A 17,720-nucleotide genomic window follows, 5' to 3' on the forward strand; every position below is an offset into this window, starting at 1 on the left:
GAAAAGCTGCAAGATGATCATGGTAATATCTTAGAATATTGGCGCGTTGAAAAATCTGATTCAGTACATATCAGATTTTTTAACTGTTTCCTGATATTCTTCACTCATGTCCCAACCCAAATACTTTTGAACTGGTTGCAAACGCTGGCGAATCTTGCTAATAATAATATACAGAATTGGCACAATAAACAAACTTAAAAAAGTCGCCACAAACATCCCACCAAACACCGCAGTACCCAAAGATTGACGACTACCCGCACCTGCACCAGTAGCAATTACTAAAGGGAAAATACCCAAAAGAGTAGAAATAGCAGTCATCAAAATTGGACGCAAACGCCCTTGTGCAGCTTCCACAGCAGCTTTGGTAATTGGTAAACCCTGTTCTCTTAATTGGTTAGCAAATTCTACAATTAAAATTGCATTTTTACTAGCTAAACCAATTAACATTACTAACCCAACTTGGCAAAATACATCATTACTTAAACCCCGTAAAGATTGGGATGCTAAAGCTCCCATCACTGCTAAAGGAACAGATAACATAATAATCAAAGGATCAACATAATTTTCATATTGAGCAGCTAACACCAAAAAGACGAAAACTAAACCCAAACCAAAAATTATTGGAGCTTGTCCACCAGATTCTTTTTCTTCTGCGACAATACCCGACCATTCATAACCCATACTTGTGGGTAAAATCTCCTTTGCTAATTGTTCCATTGCTGCGGTTGCTTGTCCAGAACTATAACCAGGAGCAGCAGAACCATTAATTTCAATAGAACGGAATAAGTTGTAATGATTAATAGTTTGTGGTCCGGTAGTTGAAGTTAATTTTACCACACTACTCAAAGGAATCATCTGATTATTTTCAGAACGCACATACAAAGAATTGATATCATTGGGATTGGAACGAAATTGAGATTCAGCTTGAACATATACCCGATAAGTACGAGAAAGAAAATTAAAATCATTGACATATCTAGAACCTACATAAGTTTGGATAGTTCTAAAAATATCGTCAATAGAAACTTGTAAAGATTTAGCTTTATTGCGGTCTACCTCAATAATAATTTGTGGTGTATTAGCTTTAAAAGTGCTAAATACAGCTTGTAATCCAGGAGTTTGATTTCCCCGCATCATAAATTGACCAACAGCAGCCAACATATCATTTAAACTGTTAGTTCCAGATATGTCTTGTAACTGAAATTGGAAACCACTAAAACTACCTAAACCGCGAATTGCTGGGGGGTTAACTGGAAAAACACTAGCTTCTGTAATGCTAGAAAATTTTTGTCTTAATTGACCAATAATAGCCTGTACAGATTGATTAGGTTTTTTGCGTTCATCCCAGGATTTTAAGGTACTGAAAATTACGCCACTGTTAGCAGTGTTACCACTAAAACTAAAACCACCAACGGCGAATGTTCCCACAACTTCTGGTAAGCTGAGAATTTCTTTTTCTACCTTACTCATCACCTTACTGGTGTATTGCAGAGAAGAACCTTCTGGAGCTTGAATAATGGTGATGAAATAACCTTGATCTTCATCAGGAAGAAATGATGTAGGGACATTCAAATAAAGCCAACCTGTTAAACCAATTAAGGCTATAAATACTGCTAAAACAATGGCTTTAATTCTGGTTAATAAAATTAAAAATTTGCGATATTCCCGCCGCATGGCTTCTAAAAAGCCGTTTATTATACCAAAAATCAACCCAAAAATGCCACGTTGGGGAGGAGTTTGACGTAACAACAAAGCAGATAAAGAAGGTGTAAGAGACAATGCCAAAAAAGTGGAAATAGTGATAGAAAATGCAATAGTTAAGGCAAATTGTTTATAGATATTTCCTGTAGAACCAGGGAAAAAAGCCACGGGTACAAATACAGCCATTAATACTAAAGAAGTAGCAATTACCGCCCCAGTTAATTCACGCATAGCTACAGCAGCAGCTTTGTGGGGAGCAAGTTTTTCTTCTTGAATTAAACGAGAGATATTTTCTACTACAATAATTGCGTCATCCACAACCATCCCTGTGGCTAGAGTTAAACCAAACATCGTTAAAGTATTGATGGAAAAATTAAAAACTTTCACAAAAGCGAAAGTACCAATTAAAGCCAGAGGAATAGTGATCACAGGAATTAAAGTAGTACGCCAATCTTGTAAGAAAATAAAAATTACTAAGACAACAAGGGCGATCGCTAATAATAAAGTCTTTACCACTTCCACCAAAGATCCTTCAATAATAGTTGTCGTATCAAACGCCACTTGATACTTCATTCCTGGGGGAAAACTTTGGGCAAGTCGCTCCATTTCCTTTTTCACGGATCTCGCAACATTTAAAGCATTACTGTCCGGTGTGGGAAATATGCCAATACCTACACCTTCTAAACCTTTAAATCTCAGAAAAGAACTATAATTTTGAGCGCCAAGTTCTGCTCTACCTACATCTTTCAATTTAATCAAACTACCATCAGCAGCATTTTTAATGACTACATTCTCAAATTCTTCTGGTTTTGTTAGTCTACTAATAGCCCGCAAATCAATTTGATACATTTGCCCATCTGGGGCTGGTTGTTGTCCAATTTGTCCCACACCTATCTGTAAATTTTGTTCATTGAGAGCATCCACTACATCACCAGTAGTCAAATTCCTACTAGCTAATTTATTCGGATCAAGCCATAAACGCATTGCATAACGACGTTCTCCAAAAATTCGCGCCTCACTCACACCTGGAAGACGTTTGAGGGCATCAGCAATATATAAATCTGCATAGTTACTTAAAAAGACATTATCGAACTCTTGATTTTCACTATATATCCCCATCCCTAATAAGATATTATTAGACTGTTTGTTAACAGTAACTCCCGTTTGTTTAACAGCTTCTGGTAACTGCGGTTCAGCCAAAGAAACCTTGTTTTGCACATCTACAGCCGCAATATCTTTATCTTTGGAACTATCAAAGGTAACGGTAATAGTGCTAGTTCCATCATTACTACTACTCGAAGTCATATATTTAATGCCTTCGATACCATTAATTTGCCTTTCTAAAATAGAGGTGACAGTGCTTTCTACCACTTCTGCACTAGCACCAACATAATTAGAAGTGACAATAATTTGTGTGGGACTAATTTCAGGATATTGTGCTGTAGGTAAAGTCGGAATACTAATAACTCCCACCAGCAAAATGATAATAGCACAGACACTCGTAAATACAGGTCGCTTAATAAAAAAATCAACAAACATGAATTTGGGTAATTGGTAATTGGTAATTGGTAATTGGTAATTCAATTTTGGATTTTGGATTTTGGATTTTGGATTTTGGATTTTGGATTGTTTTTGTCAATTCCAATCTAAAATCTAAAATCTAAAATTTTTTTCCCCAGTCACGAATCACCTAATTTTCAGCATTTATCGGTATTCCATCTCTGAGATTTTGTACACCGGAAACAATTAATTTTTCATCTGCTTTTAAACCTGCAATAACTTGATAATTATTACCTTCAATATTCCCTAAATTTACTCGCTTTTGTTTCGCAACTAATTGAGAATTACCATCAGGAGTTTTTTCTGTTTCAGCTACAAATACAAAGTTTTCACCTGCTATTGGTTTTACTGCTGTGGTGGGAACTACTACTCCATTTCGCTGATCCCAAATAATTTTGGCACGAATTTGTTGATCTGCTCGCAACTGACCAGCGGAGTTATCATACAATGCTTTAACAAGTATTGACTGAGAATTATTATTAATGTTGGGAGAGATAAAAAATACTTTGCTAGTGGTCAAAGTTTGACCTTGGGCGTTAATTAATTCTACTGGCAGTCCTTGACGCAATTGGGGTCCTCGTTCCAATGGTACTGGGATATTAACTTCTAAAGGTCGATTTTGAGTAATAGTTGCTAGTGGTGTGGCAATACTCACAACATCGCCTACTTTGACGGGAATATTACCAACAGTGCCACTAAAGGGAGCAGTAATTTTATAATACTGAAGTTGTACTTGTTGTTGTCTAATATTGGCATCAGCTTGTTCTAGAGATTTTTCTGTTTGGGATATGGTAGCTTTTTGAGCTTGAATGCGAGAGTTAATAGCACTGAGTTCAGATTTAGCAGTAGCCAATCTATTAGCATATAAATCTTTAGTTTGACGAGATACAGCCCCTTGGTCTGCTAACTCAGAATAGCGTTTAAACTCTTGTTCGTTCAACTGTACATCAGCAACTTTACCTAATCTTTCTGCTGCCAAAGATTCAAGGGTAGCACGGGCATTTTCTAATTGGGCTTTTGCTACTTGAGCAGCAGCAGATAAACTATTAACAGCGGCTTGTTGCTGTCTAGCGTCTATTTGCATAATTGCCGCACCAGCAGTAACAGGATCTCCTGATCTCACAAATATTTGGGAAATTTGACCTTGTACTCTCGGTTGGAGATTCACAGAACGCCGAGATTCTAAAGTGGCTATATACTCTGTACTATCCTCAATAATGCCTCTTTGTACTGTTGATACTTTGACTTTTACTGCTGGAGGTTGAAAATTAGCCGCTGCTGGTGGGTTGTTAGGAGCGAGCAAACGCCAAGTTATAGCCGTTCCACCGCCAATGATCAGCAGTGCAGCTACCAATAAGCGAAGCCACCCTTGGGATGTGGGAGGTGGTTCAAATGATGATTGAGGAAAGTCGTCAAAATCAGTTTGTGGTTTTGGGGATGTCATAGTTGATTTAAATTGATATAAATTTAGTAACAATGAATACTTAAAACTCAATTTGGATCTATGTCTGAGAGAATGGAGAAATTACTCATTTAGCATGAGGTACTAAATTAATTTATGTGTTAATGAAACTCACTATACAATATTTATAATTTTTTACAATCTACCGGAAGGTTAGTTATGTAAAATTATTTTGAATATGCAATTTTATAAAATCTTCTCAAATCAGAGTTTTTTTGGCAAATAGGTGAAAAAAATCATGCAATAAGCTTAGTTACATTTGAGTTTCTTTTTCAAAAATGCGATCGCTAAAATTTTACCTCATCCCTCAGCTAACATATTGATATTTTTTGATCTAGAAGAAAAACGCAATGTTTACGCCAATCAAAAAACTACCAACTTACTTGGTTATACACTGCCAGAAATTCAATCAAGTGGAGAAACTTTAATACCCAGGATTTCTCATCCAGAAGATACCATAAACAATGATAGAAAAATAGCTATTAATAATATCATAAAATGTTAAATTTGTCAATTTAGTTGAATATTCCCAAATAACAGCACTACATTATTTGGGTAGACTCCTATTTGCGTTATAGATTAGCAAAGGTTGAGCAATGTTAACTTCATCAGAAACTCCTATCATAGCGGCTGTAGTGCTAGTCGCTTTCGGCATTTTGGGTTGGGGCTTTTATCGTGCCAGACCTTTTGGTAAGCTGGGTATCTTAGCCTGGTTACAGTCTGTAGTATTGATGGCTCCCTGGCTGGTGTTCTTTGGTTTGTTTGCTGCGGGCATTTATATCAATATAGTGGGTGTATTGTTATTGCTAGTGCTTTCCACAGGAATATACATCTTCTTAGGTAGACAATTACGCCAAGCTGGCCAAGATGCTATTCTCAAAGCTAAAGCAACGGAAAGACTAGCTAACCAAGCTTCAGAAACAGCAAGCACTTCAGAAAATGCTAACCAACCCGTAGTCATAGCAGAAGTAAAACCAGAGGCTATCACCATACCAGAAGAAGATTTAAATACCATCAAAGGTATTTTCGGTATTGATACATTTTTTGCCACGGAAACCATACCCTATCAAGAGGGAGCGATTTTTAAAGGTAACTTGCGGGGAGATGCAGAACCAGTCCACAACCGTCTTACCCAAAGATTGCAAGAGCGTTTAGGTGATCAATATCGTCTGTTTTTGGTGGAAAATACAGATGGTAAACCAGTGATGATTGTGCTACCGAGTCGCACTGATCCTAAACCAATGCAGTTACCACAAAAGGCATTTGCTGTAATTTTATTAGTAGCAACTATCGCCACCAGTTTGGAAGCTGCGGGTTTACTGCTGAATTTTGATTTATTTGCCAACCCATCAAGAGTTTCGGAAGCTTTACCCATAGGGTTGGGAATTTTTACAATTTTGATAGCCCATGAAATTGGACATTGGTTATTAGCACGTAAACACCAAGTCCGCCTAACTTGGCCTTTTTTCCTGCCAGCAGTACAAATTGGTTCTTTTGGGGCAATTACCCGTTTTCAGTCTCTATTACCCAACCGTAAAGCGTTATTTGATATTGCTTTAGCAGGTCCAGCTTTTGGCGGTATCGTGTCTTTGATCATGTTGGTTACAGGGTTGTTACTTTCCCACCCTGGTAGTTTATTTCAATTACCCAATAAATTTTTCCAAGGTTCAATTTTAGTCGGTAGTTTGGCGCGAGTTGTGCTAGGTTCAGCTTTACAAGCGCCTTTGGTGAATGTTCATCCTTTGGTGATAGTTGGTTGGTTAGGGTTGGTAATTACAGCTTTAAACCTGATGCCAGCCGGACAATTAGACGGGGGGCGTGTTGTTCAGGCAATTTATGGACGTAAAACCGCAGGAAGAGCGACAATTGCCACTTTAATCGTTTTAGCTTTGGTATCTCTGGGTAATACTTTGGCTTTTTATTGGGCAATAGTGATTTTCTTTTTACAACGAGATGCAGAACGCCCCAGTTTGAATGAAATTACTGAACCCGATGACGCAAGAGCCGCTTTAGGTCTTTTGGCTTTATTTTTAATGGTTAGCACCCTTTTACCATTAACTCCCGCTTTGGCTGGAAAGTTGGGAATAGGGTGATTGGTGATTGGCTTAACGGGTGACAAGGCGTTTGAAGATGAGATGTGGCAATAATTTGAGAAAATAAGGGGGGAGAAAAATCTCACAGGGGTAGGTTTTTAATATTAACTGTGATGAGATCACGCTCTTCTCCCAGATACCCGACTTCTTTGAGAAGTCGGGTATCTAGCTTGTCTATTTTTCTAATTGGAAGAAGACTCCACCTTTGAGTGTTTCTGCTTCCTGTCCGTAACTACTGACTGTAAGCGATCGCAAATTGTCAAACAGTGGTTTACCCAACAATTCCACAAATTTAAGTAAGGGTTGTTGACTTTCTAGAAATTCTTGGCTTTTTTTCCAATCAATATATATATAGCCTTGGTTTGGTTGAGGTAAGTTAGCAATACTATCCTGAAAGTTGGAATTTTCCATCAGGGTATGTTCTTGATGGTTAATAATTTTTTCCATCAATGCTAAGTCAGAGGTAAAAATTTCATAATTATCAATGCTTGTATGCGCCCCTTTAACTTTTGCTTCAACGTTGACAGATGAATTTTCAGGAATAGCTTTTAACTCTGTCCAAACGGCAATTTTTTGATTGTTTAAAATCAAAGAACTAACATTAAATTCGTTGTTTGTGGCAATGTTATCTAATTTCGCTATACCTTGTTCTAGCTGCGGTGTTTTTTCTACTACAAACACCCAATTAGGATTTATATTTTTCTCTTGATTTACCTCTTGATTTGGTAAAATTGCTAAGGCATATTCTCCACGTACCCAACTAAAAATATCCTCTTTCCAGTTTATATCCCAGCTTTTTTGTACATCTATTAAAGGTTGCATCCCTCTGGCAATAGCTTCTTGAGAAGAACCATAAATAGTTGCTGTTATTTGTTGCCAAAGTTTATCTAAGTTACTATTAGGTAAATTACTCAAATTTGCACCAGCAATTGCTAAACCTGCTGATTCTGGAATATAATTTAAGGCATCCACAGGTTTAGATAATGCTGTAGATACAGAATTGAGTTTTGAACGACTTAAAAATGTGCTTTCTGCGAGCAAACCTGGAGATTTTAAAACTAAAGAAAGAATTTGACTCTTATAAGTTGATTCTGCTAATTCTAAACCTTGCCATTTTGCCAATGTGGGTAATTTGAAGAAAGCTACAGCTACAGCATTTTTTGGTAATTCTTTTACAGCTTTTTGATATTCAGGATCACTACTTAAATTCAAATTTGGTGCTTGAATATTATTAATAGCTTCTTTGACAACTTTCAAATCATTAGCAAATAAAACAAAGTCATCAACAACCGCACCAGCTAAGGAATTTTGGATTTGGGATTTGGGATTTTGGCTTTTTTTAGATGTTATTATTTCTGGTGTATCATACAGTAATTTGACACCTTTATATTGTTCTACTTCTAAATTTGTTCCTGCTAAAGTTCGTCGAGAAAATAACAGTTCAACAAACTCACGGCTTTTTTCTGGGTTATCTGTAGCTAGTGCCATTAAATACCCTGGTTGTAACCCATTTTCTGGATCACGATCAATATCTTCACTGGTAACAGCTAAGGTAATTTCATTACTTAGCCAAGGTTTGATATCATCATTGAAATTTATGTTAGTTTTTGCTAATAAACTATTTTTGATTTGGGAAATTTCCCCTTTTTTTTCTATTGACTGCAAACCTTCAGGATTGACTAATAAAGACACCATTGCAGGTGCTACATTAGATACAAATATAGCCGCCCCTGGTTGAGATATGGGAGTATTTAATTTTACTGGACTTTTGAATAAAAACCAGTAAAAGCCAGTAATAGCAAGTAATACAGCAACTACACCAGCTACTATAAACCTAAAAGATAAACGTTGATTATTCACATTCAACCTATTTTCTCGCTTTTCTGTCACCATGAATAGTATGACAAATATTAGGATTGTTTAGAGAAACTGCATGACTGGTCAATCTTTTACTGAAATTAAGGTTAAAGAACTAGCGGAACGTTTAGCAAATGCTGATTCTGGTTTACAGTTAATAGATGTGCGTGAACCACAAGAAGTAGCGATCGCCAAAATTGATGGTTTTGTCAATCTTCCTTTGAGTGAATATGAGCAATGGAACGGGGAAATTTCCACCCGTTTTGATGCCCATGCGGAAACCCTGGTATTATGCCATCACGGTATGCGTTCTGCTCAGATGTGTCAGTGGTTAGTTTCTCAAGGATTTACTAACGTTAAAAATATTATAGGTGGTATTGATGCCTATTCTATTTTAGTTGATCCTTTAATTCCAAGGTATTAGGGACTGGGGACTGGTGACTGGGTAATCAATTTTATTTTTCCCAATCACCAATCACCAATAGTCAGCAATGCAACTGAAGCTAAATCTAACTTTTGTAGCTAACAATACAGCTTGATTAAGAAATCATATAAGATAATATGATAAATAGATGAGAATTTAGCCTGTTTTGTGATATGAGCTATGCTGTATTTCTAATTACATAGAAAATAAGTTCTCACGGGAAGCTTTGCACCTAACTAATATAGTATAAATATATAATTTACGATTTTGCTTTTGCATTAATTAATAATCAATCTTTTTTACGGTTTCATTAACAAAATTTTTCAACCTTTGCTTAAAATTTGCCTTCAGTAAAACATATTCTATGCAATTCCAGCTGACAAATCGCCAACAACATATACTTTGGGCAACTGTACGCCATTATATCGCCACTGCTGAACCAGTTGGTTCTAAAGCTTTAATTGAGGAATTTGATCTTGGTGTCAGTTCCGCTACTATTCGCAATGTTATGGGTGTTTTGGAAAAGTCGGGGTTACTTTACCAACCACACACTTCTGCGGGGCGTGTACCTTCTGATTCGGGTTATCGTATATATGTTGATAGGTTGATGAAACCGTCGGCAGCTTTAGCTAAAGAGGTTGAATCTACTTTACAACAGCGTCTACATTGGGATAATTGGAGTTTAGAAGCTTTAATACAAGGTGCAGCGCAAATCTTGGCAACACTAAGTGGCTGTATTACCTTGATAACTATGCCACAACCCAATATAGCACAATTAAGACATTTACAACTTTTACAAGTTGAAGATGGGAAAGTTATGCTGATTGTGGTAACGGATAGTTATGAAACCCATTCCAAGGTAATGGATCTGTTTACAAGAGAGTCAGCAACTAAACCTGATCCAGAAACAATTGATCGAGAATTACAAATAGTTTCTAACTTTTTAAATAGTCATCTGCGTGGTTTTACACTCTTGGAATTAGCCCAGCTTGACTGGAGTGAGTTAGATCAAGAGTTTCAACGTTATGGGGAATTTTTGAAAAGTTCATTGACAGAATTACTCCGTCGTGCTGTTGCACCTTCAGCCACACAAATCATGGTGCGGGGTGTGGGTGAGGTATTGCGTCAACCGGAGTTTGCCCAAGTGCAGCAGGTACAAACGATTATGCACTTATTGGAAGAAGAACAAGAGCAGTTATGGCGGTTAATATGTGAAGAATCGGAAATAGAGGAAACGGGTAAACCCAAGGTGACGGTGCGGATAGGTACGGAAAATCCCTTAGAACCCATTAGAACCTGTTCTTTGATATCTTCTAGTTATCGTCGGGGTGCTGTACCCGTGGGAAGTATAGGTGTTTTGGGACCAACTCGGTTAGACTATGAAAATGCGATCGCTGTAGTAGCAGCAGCAGCAGAATATCTTTCAGAAGCTTTTAGTCAAACTGCGTAAACTGTATAAAATCGGTAAATCATGTTGAGAAAAATATCTTTTGGTTTAATATGGCTAGGATTTATTTCCTACGCCTTTTTATTTGCACCTCCTGATAATTTCCCAGAAAGTTTAGAGTTAATTACCAATCTTTCTACAGGAAACTGGGAAGGTATTAATCCTGCGATTATTGCCTTATTTAATATTATGGGAATATGGCCATTAATTTACAGTGCAGTATTATTTGTTGATGGCAGAGGGCAAAAAATACCAGCTTGGCCTTTTGCTACAGTTTCCTTTGGGCTTGGTGCTTTTGCACTTTTACCATATCTAGCTTTAAGAGAACCAAATCAAGAATTTACAGGTAATAAAAATCTGTTTCTGAAAATCTTTGATTCTCGCATCACAGGAATTTTATTAATGTTAGGTGCGGTGGTTTTATTTGCTTATGGTTTACAAGGAAATTGGAGTGATTTTATCCAACAATGGCAAACTAGCAGATTTATTCATGTAATGAGTTTAGATTTTTGTATGTTGAGTCTATTATTTCCTGCTTTGTTAGGGGATGATATGACGCGACGGGGTTGGAAGGATAATCAATTATTTTGGTTATTTGCTTTAGTTCCCTTTTTTGGGGCGTTGATTTATTTGTGTGTCAGGCCACCATTAAATGAACAAAAACAAGATTACCAAATGGTTTGATGCATCAGGAAATAAGTAACTTTCCACTATCACACCAAACCTGATAAAATGTTTTCAATCTAAAAATAAAAATATCTGGAATTTAAAACAATGACAGAGCAGATAAAATTGGAAATGATTCAAGAAGAAAATCTCTTAACAGCAGAGTTTTTTAACCAGCAATGGAAAATTTACCAGAAAGTGTTAAAAAACAATTACATGGGACATCGGGAAATATATCATGTACTCCATGAATTATTAGTTAAACACTGGCAAAAACCGTTTACTCTGCTTGACTTGGGATGTGGAGATGGGAGTTTCACCACTCAAGCTTTATTAAATACTCAAATTGCTGAATATACAGGAATAGATGTATCTGTTCCCGCAATAGAAGATGCGAAAAAAAATATTGCTGTTACTGGTTGTCAGGGAAATTTTATCATAGGCGATTGTTGGCAATTAACGAATGAGTTAGCGCAAAATGAACCAAATAAATTTGATGTTGTTTTTACATCTTTTGCGCTCCACCATTTGCAATTAGAAGAGAAAGAAGATGTAATAAAAAATATCAAAAATCTGCTCAAATCAGGGGGAATTTTCATTTTAATTGATGTAGTTCGTCAAGAAAATGAAGATAGAGATAGTTATGTTAAACGTTATTTAGGGAATGTGAAAAAAGATTGGACTTTAATAACTCCTCAAGAGTATAAAATGGTCGATAGTCATATTTCATCTAGGGATTTTCCGGAAACTCAATCAAATCTAAAAAGTATTTCTGAAAAAGTCGGTTTTAGTAATTTTGAATGTGTTTATCGTGATGAGTTAGATACAACACAATTATTGTGGTTTTACCTATAAAAGCGATATTGTTGTTCTTCTGAAAATCTCCAGAAATCTTCAAATACCATATTATCTTGCTACATAATAGAGATCAAAGTTGTATCTTTAGGAATACCAATAATGTATCAAACAGATCCACCACTTTCCCCTAAAGAAACATTACCAACAATGTATGATCTTCCTAGCGAAGACCCGGAGGAGAAAGGTTTGCCAGATCAATTTCATTTACTACAACCACAATTATTAGCAGACACATTTCGCCCACCTAACTATCCTAGCAACCAAATTTTTACAGCTAGTGATATGAATTTATATTACGATGGTCGTCATCCATTGTGGCATAAACGCCCAGATTGGTTTGCGGTTGTTGGTATTTCTTCTCTGTATGAAGAAAGAGATTTAAGATTAAGTTATGTAGTTTGGCAAGAATTTGTAAATCCTTATATTGTGGTTGAATTATTATCCCCAGGAACAGAAAAAGAAGATTTAGGTCAAACTTTGCGAGATGTGGAAAAACCCCCAACTAAATGGGAAGTTTACGAGCAAATTTTAAGAGTTCCCTATTACGCAATTTTTGATCGTTATCAATCTGAATTTAAAATGTTTGAGTTAAAGGGCGCTCATTATGTTGAAGTAAATTTATCAGATTTACGTTTTTGGATTCCTGATTTAGAATTAGGTTTGGGAGTTTGGCAAGGCAGTTATAAAAATGTGAATATGCCTTGGTTACGTTGGTATGATAAAGATGGTAATTGGGTGTTAACTCCTGTGGAAGAAGAACGACAAAAAGTTGAACAGGAACGACAAAAAGCTGAACAAGAGCGACAGAAAGCTGAACAAGAACGACAAAAAGCTGAACAAGAACGACAAAAAGCTGAACAAGAGCGACAAAAAGCTGAACAAGAGCGACAGAAAGCTGAACAAGAACGACAGAAAACAGAAAAATTAATTGCCCAACTACGTGCGCTTGGTGTTGAACCTGAATTAGATTAAATCACAGAATTGATGATGTTTGTTTACCACATTTTATAAATGTGGTTTTTTTATGTTTTTAGGAACTTCCAAACAATAAATTATCCAATCTTGTGGGATGGGCTTCTAGCCCGTCCGGGTTGAAGGGCAGGCAAGACTTGTACTGAGCAAAGTCGAAGTATGCCTACCCCACAAAAATTAATTGAATATTTTTTATCTGGAAGTCCCTTAGTGTTTAATAGCCAAATTTATCAACAACTAAATTTTCAGAAACCAACGCCGACGATACATAAAATAAAGCACTAACCACCATAATAAAAGATTGGCGATCGCAAATAATAAAGAACCATTCAAATTTCCCGCCCAAGCACTAAACAAATTATCATAAATCCAGGTTTTTGTAGAAATAGTATCTTTACCAATACCTACAGAAGTTTTAACTAAAATTCTACCTACAACCCCAGAAATAACAAAGAGAAAAATGGCATTTAAACCCATCACTTCCCAAGGAAACCCCCATTTTTTAAAACCCCGAACTTCCACCAATTCATAACATAAAGCTAAGACTAATAAAGCCCAACCAGCAGTATAAACAACATAGGAACTTGTCCACAAAGATTTATTAATAGGAAAGACAAAACCCCAAAGTATACCAATAATTAAACACACCAAACCCCAAATTACTAAATTAACACTTGTCCTAGTTTGAACCTGCTGTTTTTGCAACCATGAACCAGTAAAATAACCAATTAAAACCGTTACCACTGCGGGAATAGTGCTAAATAAACCTTCAGGATCAAAAGATCCACCTTGATAAAGATGTTGACTTCCTAAAATCATCCGATCAATATAACCAGCAAAATTTCCTTCAGCAGATAAATTACCCGCCCCAAAACCAGGAACAGGAATTAATTGCATTGCACCCCAATAACCTAAAAGTGATATTCCTGAAAATATCCATAAACTACGTTGGGAAATTTGCAAAACCAAAAAAGCAGCAATTACATAAGCCAAACTGATCCGCTGCAACACTCCCATAATTCTAATTTTACTTAAATCAATGGGTATTCCTTTTAAAGTAAAATCAAGAAAAAACGTAAACAATGCTAAAAATAAACCCAATGCAAATAACACCAAACCTCTACGAATTATTCGCAAATAAACTTGACGAGTGGGACGATTTTCTGGTGTGTTTTCTCGTGTATATTTAGCAAAAGAAAAAGGCATTGCGACACCAACAATAAATAAAAAGAATGAGAAAATTAAATCAGTGGGTGTGCAACCGTGCCATTTTGCGTGTTCTAACGGTGGATAAATGTAGCTCCAACTACCAGGATTATTAACTAAAATCATAGAGGCGATCGCAATTCCCCGAAATACATCCAGAGAAACAAGACGCGGAAACGAATCTTTCATTACTGTTGACACAAAAAATTTCCCATCACAATCACTTAGATATTAAGGATAATACAATTTTTTGTAACTTATCAAATAACCAATTTTTCCTTTCATCCATATTTTTAACCCTGAAAATGACAGGTTTTAAACCTTGAATCAAAGGAAGCATCCCAATTTTAACAAATAACCGTAGCAACACCAAAAACTCTCTTCTTCCTTCTTCCCTTCGTGTCCTTCGTACCTACCCTTCGGGAACACCTTCGGTGAACGTGGTTCGTTCATTTCACGTCTTGACCTCAAGCAAAAAATAAACTTACACATTTGGGATGCTCCCGAATCAAACAATTATCAATTGTCAATTCTCAATTATCAATTGATCAGTTGGGTATTTGCACAAAATCAAAAATTCCTAAAGATTAATTTACCAATTTTCCTCTGGTGTATGATTTTTGTTAAATTAACCAGTACATTAATAAGGAGGATAGGAAAACAAACCAATGAATGCGATCGCCTCTACCATAGCATCTATTATCAACACAGAAAACGCTGTCTTCCCTTGGGAAAATCTCGCATCCAGTCAGAAACAACGCATCCAAGCAGCGATAAACCCCAAAACCCATCCCAGTTGTATCGTTTATCCCCACACTCAGGAACAACTGGCCGCAGTCATGTCCGCTGCAAACAGCAATAAATGGTCTGTTCTTCCCTGCGGTAGTACAAGTAAACTTCATTGGGGCAGTTTAAGTAAAAATATTGATATTGTCATCAGTACAGAACGTATTAACAGACTCATAGAACATGCGGTAGGTGATCTAACTGTCACTGTAGAAGCAGGAATTAAATTTGGCGAAATTCAAGAAATTTTAGCCCAATCTCAGCAAAATTTAGCCCTTGATCCTGCGTTTTCCGCTGCTGCTACCATTGGCGGTATTGTTGCTACTGCTGATACAGGTTCTCTGCGTCAACGTTATGGTGGTGTGCGTGACCAACTATTAGGTATAACTTTTATCCGTGCTGATGGACAAATTGCCAAAGCAGGGGGAAGGGTAGTAAAAAATGTTGCTGGTTACGACTTGATGAAATTGTTTACCGGTGCTTACGGTACATTGGGAATTATCAGTCAAGTCACTTTTCGAGTTTATCCTTTACCAGAAACATCGGGAACGGTAATATTAACTGGTAAAGCTGAAGCGATATCCCAAGCTGCTACAATTATTCAAGGTTCTGAGTTAACACCAACTCAAGCAGATTTAATATCCAGTCAATTAGTTTCTGATTTAAGTTTAGGTAGCGGAATTGGTTTAATTGTCCGGTTTCAAAGTATTAGCGAAAGTGTGCAGGAACAGTCTAACAGACTTTTGGCAATTGGTCAAAAATTGGGTTTAAACGGGGCAATTTATTCAGCCGAAAATGAGGCTAATTTATGGCAACAATTACCAGAAACAATACATAATTATGGTAATAATTCAGAAATTACTGCCAAAATAGGATTATTACCAACTGCTGCGGTGGAGGTGATTAATCAAATTAATTTCGGGTTGATTCATCTCAATAGCGGTTTGGGTTTGGTGCGGTTAGAAAATCAAAATCAGGTTTTGAAATTGCGTGATTTATGTCAATCTACTTCTGGGTTTTTAAGTGTTTTATCTGCACCTTTTGAAATAAAAGAAAAATTGGATATCTGGGGTTATAATGGTAATGGTTTGGATATGATGCGGCGCATTAAGGAACAGTTTGATGGTAATTATATTTTAAGTCCTGGTCGGTTTGTTGGTGGGATTTAAGGTTTAAGAATAACGAACCGCAAAGTACGCAAAGTACGCGAAGTTAAGAGGGGAAGAAAGAGTCATGCAAGTTTCGGAAAGTTCGGTGAATAAGACTGTTAGTGTTAAGAATTTACAGGGTTTTGATCCTAGTCATCCTCCTGATCCTAAGTTGATTGATAGTTGTGTTCATTGTGGGTTTTGTCTTTCTACTTGTCCTAGTTATCGGGTGATAGGAAAAGAAATGGATTCACCGAGGGGTAGAATCTATTTGATGGATGCTATTAATGAGGGAGAAATTGCTTTAAATACTGCTACTGTTCAACATTTTGATTCTTGTTTGGGTTGTCTTGCTTGTGTGTCAACTTGTCCTTCTGGTGTGCAGTATGATAAGTTGATTTCCGCAACTCGTCATCAGGTGGAAAGAAATTATAACCGCAGTTTCTCTGATAAGTTAATCCGTCAATTGATTTTTTCTCTGTTTCCTAATCCTGATGTTTTAAGAATTTTACTTTTCCCTTTATTTGTTTATCAAAAGTTGGGGTTTTCTCAGTTATTACGCGCTACTGGGTTAATGAAAAAAATCTCTCCCCGGTTAGCTGCTATGGAGTCTATTTTACCGGAAATTACTGTTAAGTCTTTTCAAAATAATTTACCCGATATCATTCCTGCAAAGGGTGAAAAAAGATATCGTGTTGGTGTAATTTTGGGATGTGTGCAACGTTTGTTTTTCTCTCCGGTAAATGAAGCAACAGTGAGGGTTTTAACTGCAAATGGTTGTGAAGTTGTAATTCCTAAATCTCAAGGTTGTTGTGCTGCACTTCCTGAACATCAAGGACAAACTGAACAAGCGAAAGCTTTAGCAAGACAAATGATTGATAGTTTTGCTGATAAAAATGTCGATTTTGTGATTATTAATGCTGCTGGTTGTGGTCATACTTTAAAAGAATATGGTCACATTTTAGCTGATGATCCAGAATATGCCCAAAAAGCTAAAGCATTTGCAGCAAAAGTAAAAGATGCACAGGAATTTTTAGCAAATGTGGGTTTAACTGCTCAACTTTCACCTTTAACAGATAAACCTTTAACTTTAGTTTATCAAGATGCTTGTCATTTATTACATGGTCAAAAAATTAGTGTCCAACCCCGTCAGTTATTAAGAAAAATTCCCGGAGTCACCTTAAAAGAACCCATAGATGCAGCTTTGTGTTGTGGTAGTGCAGGTATTTATAATATGCTGCAACCAGAAGTTGCTGAAGAATTAGGTGAACAAAAAGCCCAGAATTTAATCAATACTGGTGCTGATTTAATTGCTTCTCCTAACCCTGGTTGTAGTTTACAAATTAGTAAATATTTGCAAGGTAAGAAAATTTCTTTAATGCACCCGATGGAATTATTAGATTATTCTATTCGCGGAGAAAAACTAGAATTGTAAAACTTCAGATCCCCGAATCTTGGGGATCTTATTCCTAGATAGGAAAAATAACCGCCGAAAACCTAAAAAATCACTTAAATTCTCTTATCTTTGTGATCTTTGCGC

The 17,720-nt window shown here is 36.5% G+C and carries 13 protein-coding genes; 9 read left to right on the forward strand and 4 right to left on the reverse strand.

The window, feature by feature from the left end; all coding sequences use genetic code 11:
- Positions 1-60: 60 nt before the first annotated feature.
- Together IQ237_RS04345 and IQ237_RS04350 are read right to left on the reverse strand one after the other, a co-directional pair.
- Positions 61-3,240, reverse strand: a complete 3,180-nt coding sequence (locus IQ237_RS04345) for an efflux RND transporter permease subunit (RefSeq protein WP_194052838.1) — start codon at positions 3,238-3,240, stop codon at positions 61-63.
- A gap of 151 nt (positions 3,241-3,391) precedes the next feature.
- Positions 3,392-4,705: an efflux RND transporter periplasmic adaptor subunit gene (locus IQ237_RS04350; protein ID WP_194052726.1), complete on the reverse strand. Its 1,314-nt coding sequence runs from the start codon at positions 4,703-4,705 to the stop codon at positions 3,392-3,394.
- Between the two features lie 277 nt (positions 4,706-4,982).
- Between IQ237_RS04350 and IQ237_RS04355 the strand changes: the two genes are divergently transcribed.
- Positions 4,983-5,228 carry a hypothetical protein gene (locus IQ237_RS04355; protein ID WP_194052728.1) on the forward strand — a complete coding sequence of 82 codons (246 nt, stop codon included), beginning with the start codon at positions 4,983-4,985 and terminating at the stop codon, positions 5,226-5,228.
- Between the two features lie 91 nt (positions 5,229-5,319).
- On the forward strand, positions 5,320-6,816 hold the full coding sequence (locus IQ237_RS04360; RefSeq protein WP_194052730.1) for a site-2 protease family protein: 1,497 nt from the start codon (positions 5,320-5,322) through the stop codon (positions 6,814-6,816).
- A 174-nt stretch (positions 6,817-6,990) separates the two neighbouring features.
- Here IQ237_RS04360 and IQ237_RS04365 read toward each other — a convergent pair whose 3' ends face one another.
- Complete coding sequence (locus tag IQ237_RS04365) at positions 6,991-8,709, reverse strand: DUF3352 domain-containing protein (protein WP_194052732.1); 1,719 nt, start codon at positions 8,707-8,709, stop codon at positions 6,991-6,993.
- 40 nt (positions 8,710-8,749) lie between these two features.
- On the opposite strand from IQ237_RS04365, the gene IQ237_RS04370 reads away from it, so the two are divergent.
- From IQ237_RS04370 to IQ237_RS04390, 5 genes are all read left to right on the forward strand, one after another.
- Positions 8,750-9,097: a rhodanese-like domain-containing protein gene (locus IQ237_RS04370; protein ID WP_194052741.1), complete on the forward strand. Its 348-nt coding sequence runs from the start codon at positions 8,750-8,752 to the stop codon at positions 9,095-9,097.
- A gap of 364 nt (positions 9,098-9,461) precedes the next feature.
- Complete coding sequence (gene hrcA / locus IQ237_RS04375; protein ID WP_194052743.1) at positions 9,462-10,547, forward strand: heat-inducible transcriptional repressor HrcA; 1,086 nt, start codon at positions 9,462-9,464, stop codon at positions 10,545-10,547.
- A 21-nt stretch (positions 10,548-10,568) separates the two neighbouring features.
- Complete coding sequence (locus tag IQ237_RS04380; protein ID WP_194052745.1) at positions 10,569-11,228, forward strand: DUF2834 domain-containing protein; 660 nt, start codon at positions 10,569-10,571, stop codon at positions 11,226-11,228.
- Between the two features lie 90 nt (positions 11,229-11,318).
- Positions 11,319-12,065, forward strand: coding sequence for a class I SAM-dependent methyltransferase (locus tag IQ237_RS04385; RefSeq protein WP_228019651.1), 747 nt, complete (start codon positions 11,319-11,321; stop codon positions 12,063-12,065).
- 102 nt (positions 12,066-12,167) lie between these two features.
- On the forward strand, positions 12,168-13,040 hold the full coding sequence (locus IQ237_RS04390; protein ID WP_194052747.1) for a Uma2 family endonuclease: 873 nt from the start codon (positions 12,168-12,170) through the stop codon (positions 13,038-13,040).
- A 237-nt stretch (positions 13,041-13,277) separates the two neighbouring features.
- On the opposite strand, the gene IQ237_RS04395 is transcribed toward IQ237_RS04390, so the two are convergent.
- A complete protein-coding gene (locus IQ237_RS04395; protein ID WP_194052749.1) occupies positions 13,278-14,435 on the reverse strand; it encodes an acyltransferase family protein in 1,158 nt (385 codons plus the stop codon).
- Positions 14,436-14,914: 479 nt separating this feature from the next.
- On the opposite strand from IQ237_RS04395, the gene IQ237_RS04400 reads away from it, so the two are divergent.
- The gene (locus tag IQ237_RS04400) at positions 14,915-16,201 is read left to right on the forward strand and encodes an FAD-binding oxidoreductase (RefSeq protein WP_194052751.1); all 1,287 of its coding nucleotides are present in this window, start codon (positions 14,915-14,917) and stop codon (positions 16,199-16,201) included.
- Between the two features lie 64 nt (positions 16,202-16,265).
- The gene (locus IQ237_RS04405; protein ID WP_194052753.1) at positions 16,266-17,615 is read left to right on the forward strand and encodes a (Fe-S)-binding protein; all 1,350 of its coding nucleotides are present in this window, start codon (positions 16,266-16,268) and stop codon (positions 17,613-17,615) included.
- Positions 17,616-17,720: the final 105 nt, after the last annotated feature.

Origin of the sequence: Sphaerospermopsis sp. LEGE 08334, from assembly GCF_015207205.1 — a bacterium.
Taxonomy (GTDB): Bacteria; Cyanobacteriota; Cyanobacteriia; order Cyanobacteriales; family Nostocaceae; genus Sphaerospermopsis.

Coding starts and splice junctions, on each gene's coding strand:
- IQ237_RS04345 (WP_194052838.1), bottom strand. CDS start 3,240: ATGTTTGTTGATTTTTTTATTAAGCGACCTGTATTTACGAGTGTCTGT.
- IQ237_RS04350 (WP_194052726.1), bottom strand. CDS start 4,705: ATGACATCCCCAAAACCACAAACTGATTTTGACGACTTTCCTCAATCA.
- IQ237_RS04360 (WP_194052730.1), top strand. CDS start 5,320: ATGTTAACTTCATCAGAAACTCCTATCATAGCGGCTGTAGTGCTAGTC.
- IQ237_RS04365 (WP_194052732.1), bottom strand. CDS start 8,709: ATGGTGACAGAAAAGCGAGAAAATAGGTTGAATGTGAATAATCAACGT.
- IQ237_RS04370 (WP_194052741.1), top strand. CDS start 8,750: ATGACTGGTCAATCTTTTACTGAAATTAAGGTTAAAGAACTAGCGGAA.
- hrcA (WP_194052743.1), top strand. CDS start 9,462: ATGCAATTCCAGCTGACAAATCGCCAACAACATATACTTTGGGCAACT.
- IQ237_RS04380 (WP_194052745.1), top strand. CDS start 10,569: ATGTTGAGAAAAATATCTTTTGGTTTAATATGGCTAGGATTTATTTCC.
- IQ237_RS04385 (WP_228019651.1), top strand. CDS start 11,319: ATGACAGAGCAGATAAAATTGGAAATGATTCAAGAAGAAAATCTCTTA.
- IQ237_RS04390 (WP_194052747.1), top strand. CDS start 12,168: ATGTATCAAACAGATCCACCACTTTCCCCTAAAGAAACATTACCAACA.
- IQ237_RS04395 (WP_194052749.1), bottom strand. CDS start 14,435: ATGAAAGATTCGTTTCCGCGTCTTGTTTCTCTGGATGTATTTCGGGGA.
- IQ237_RS04400 (WP_194052751.1), top strand. CDS start 14,915: ATGAATGCGATCGCCTCTACCATAGCATCTATTATCAACACAGAAAAC.
- IQ237_RS04405 (WP_194052753.1), top strand. CDS start 16,266: ATGCAAGTTTCGGAAAGTTCGGTGAATAAGACTGTTAGTGTTAAGAAT.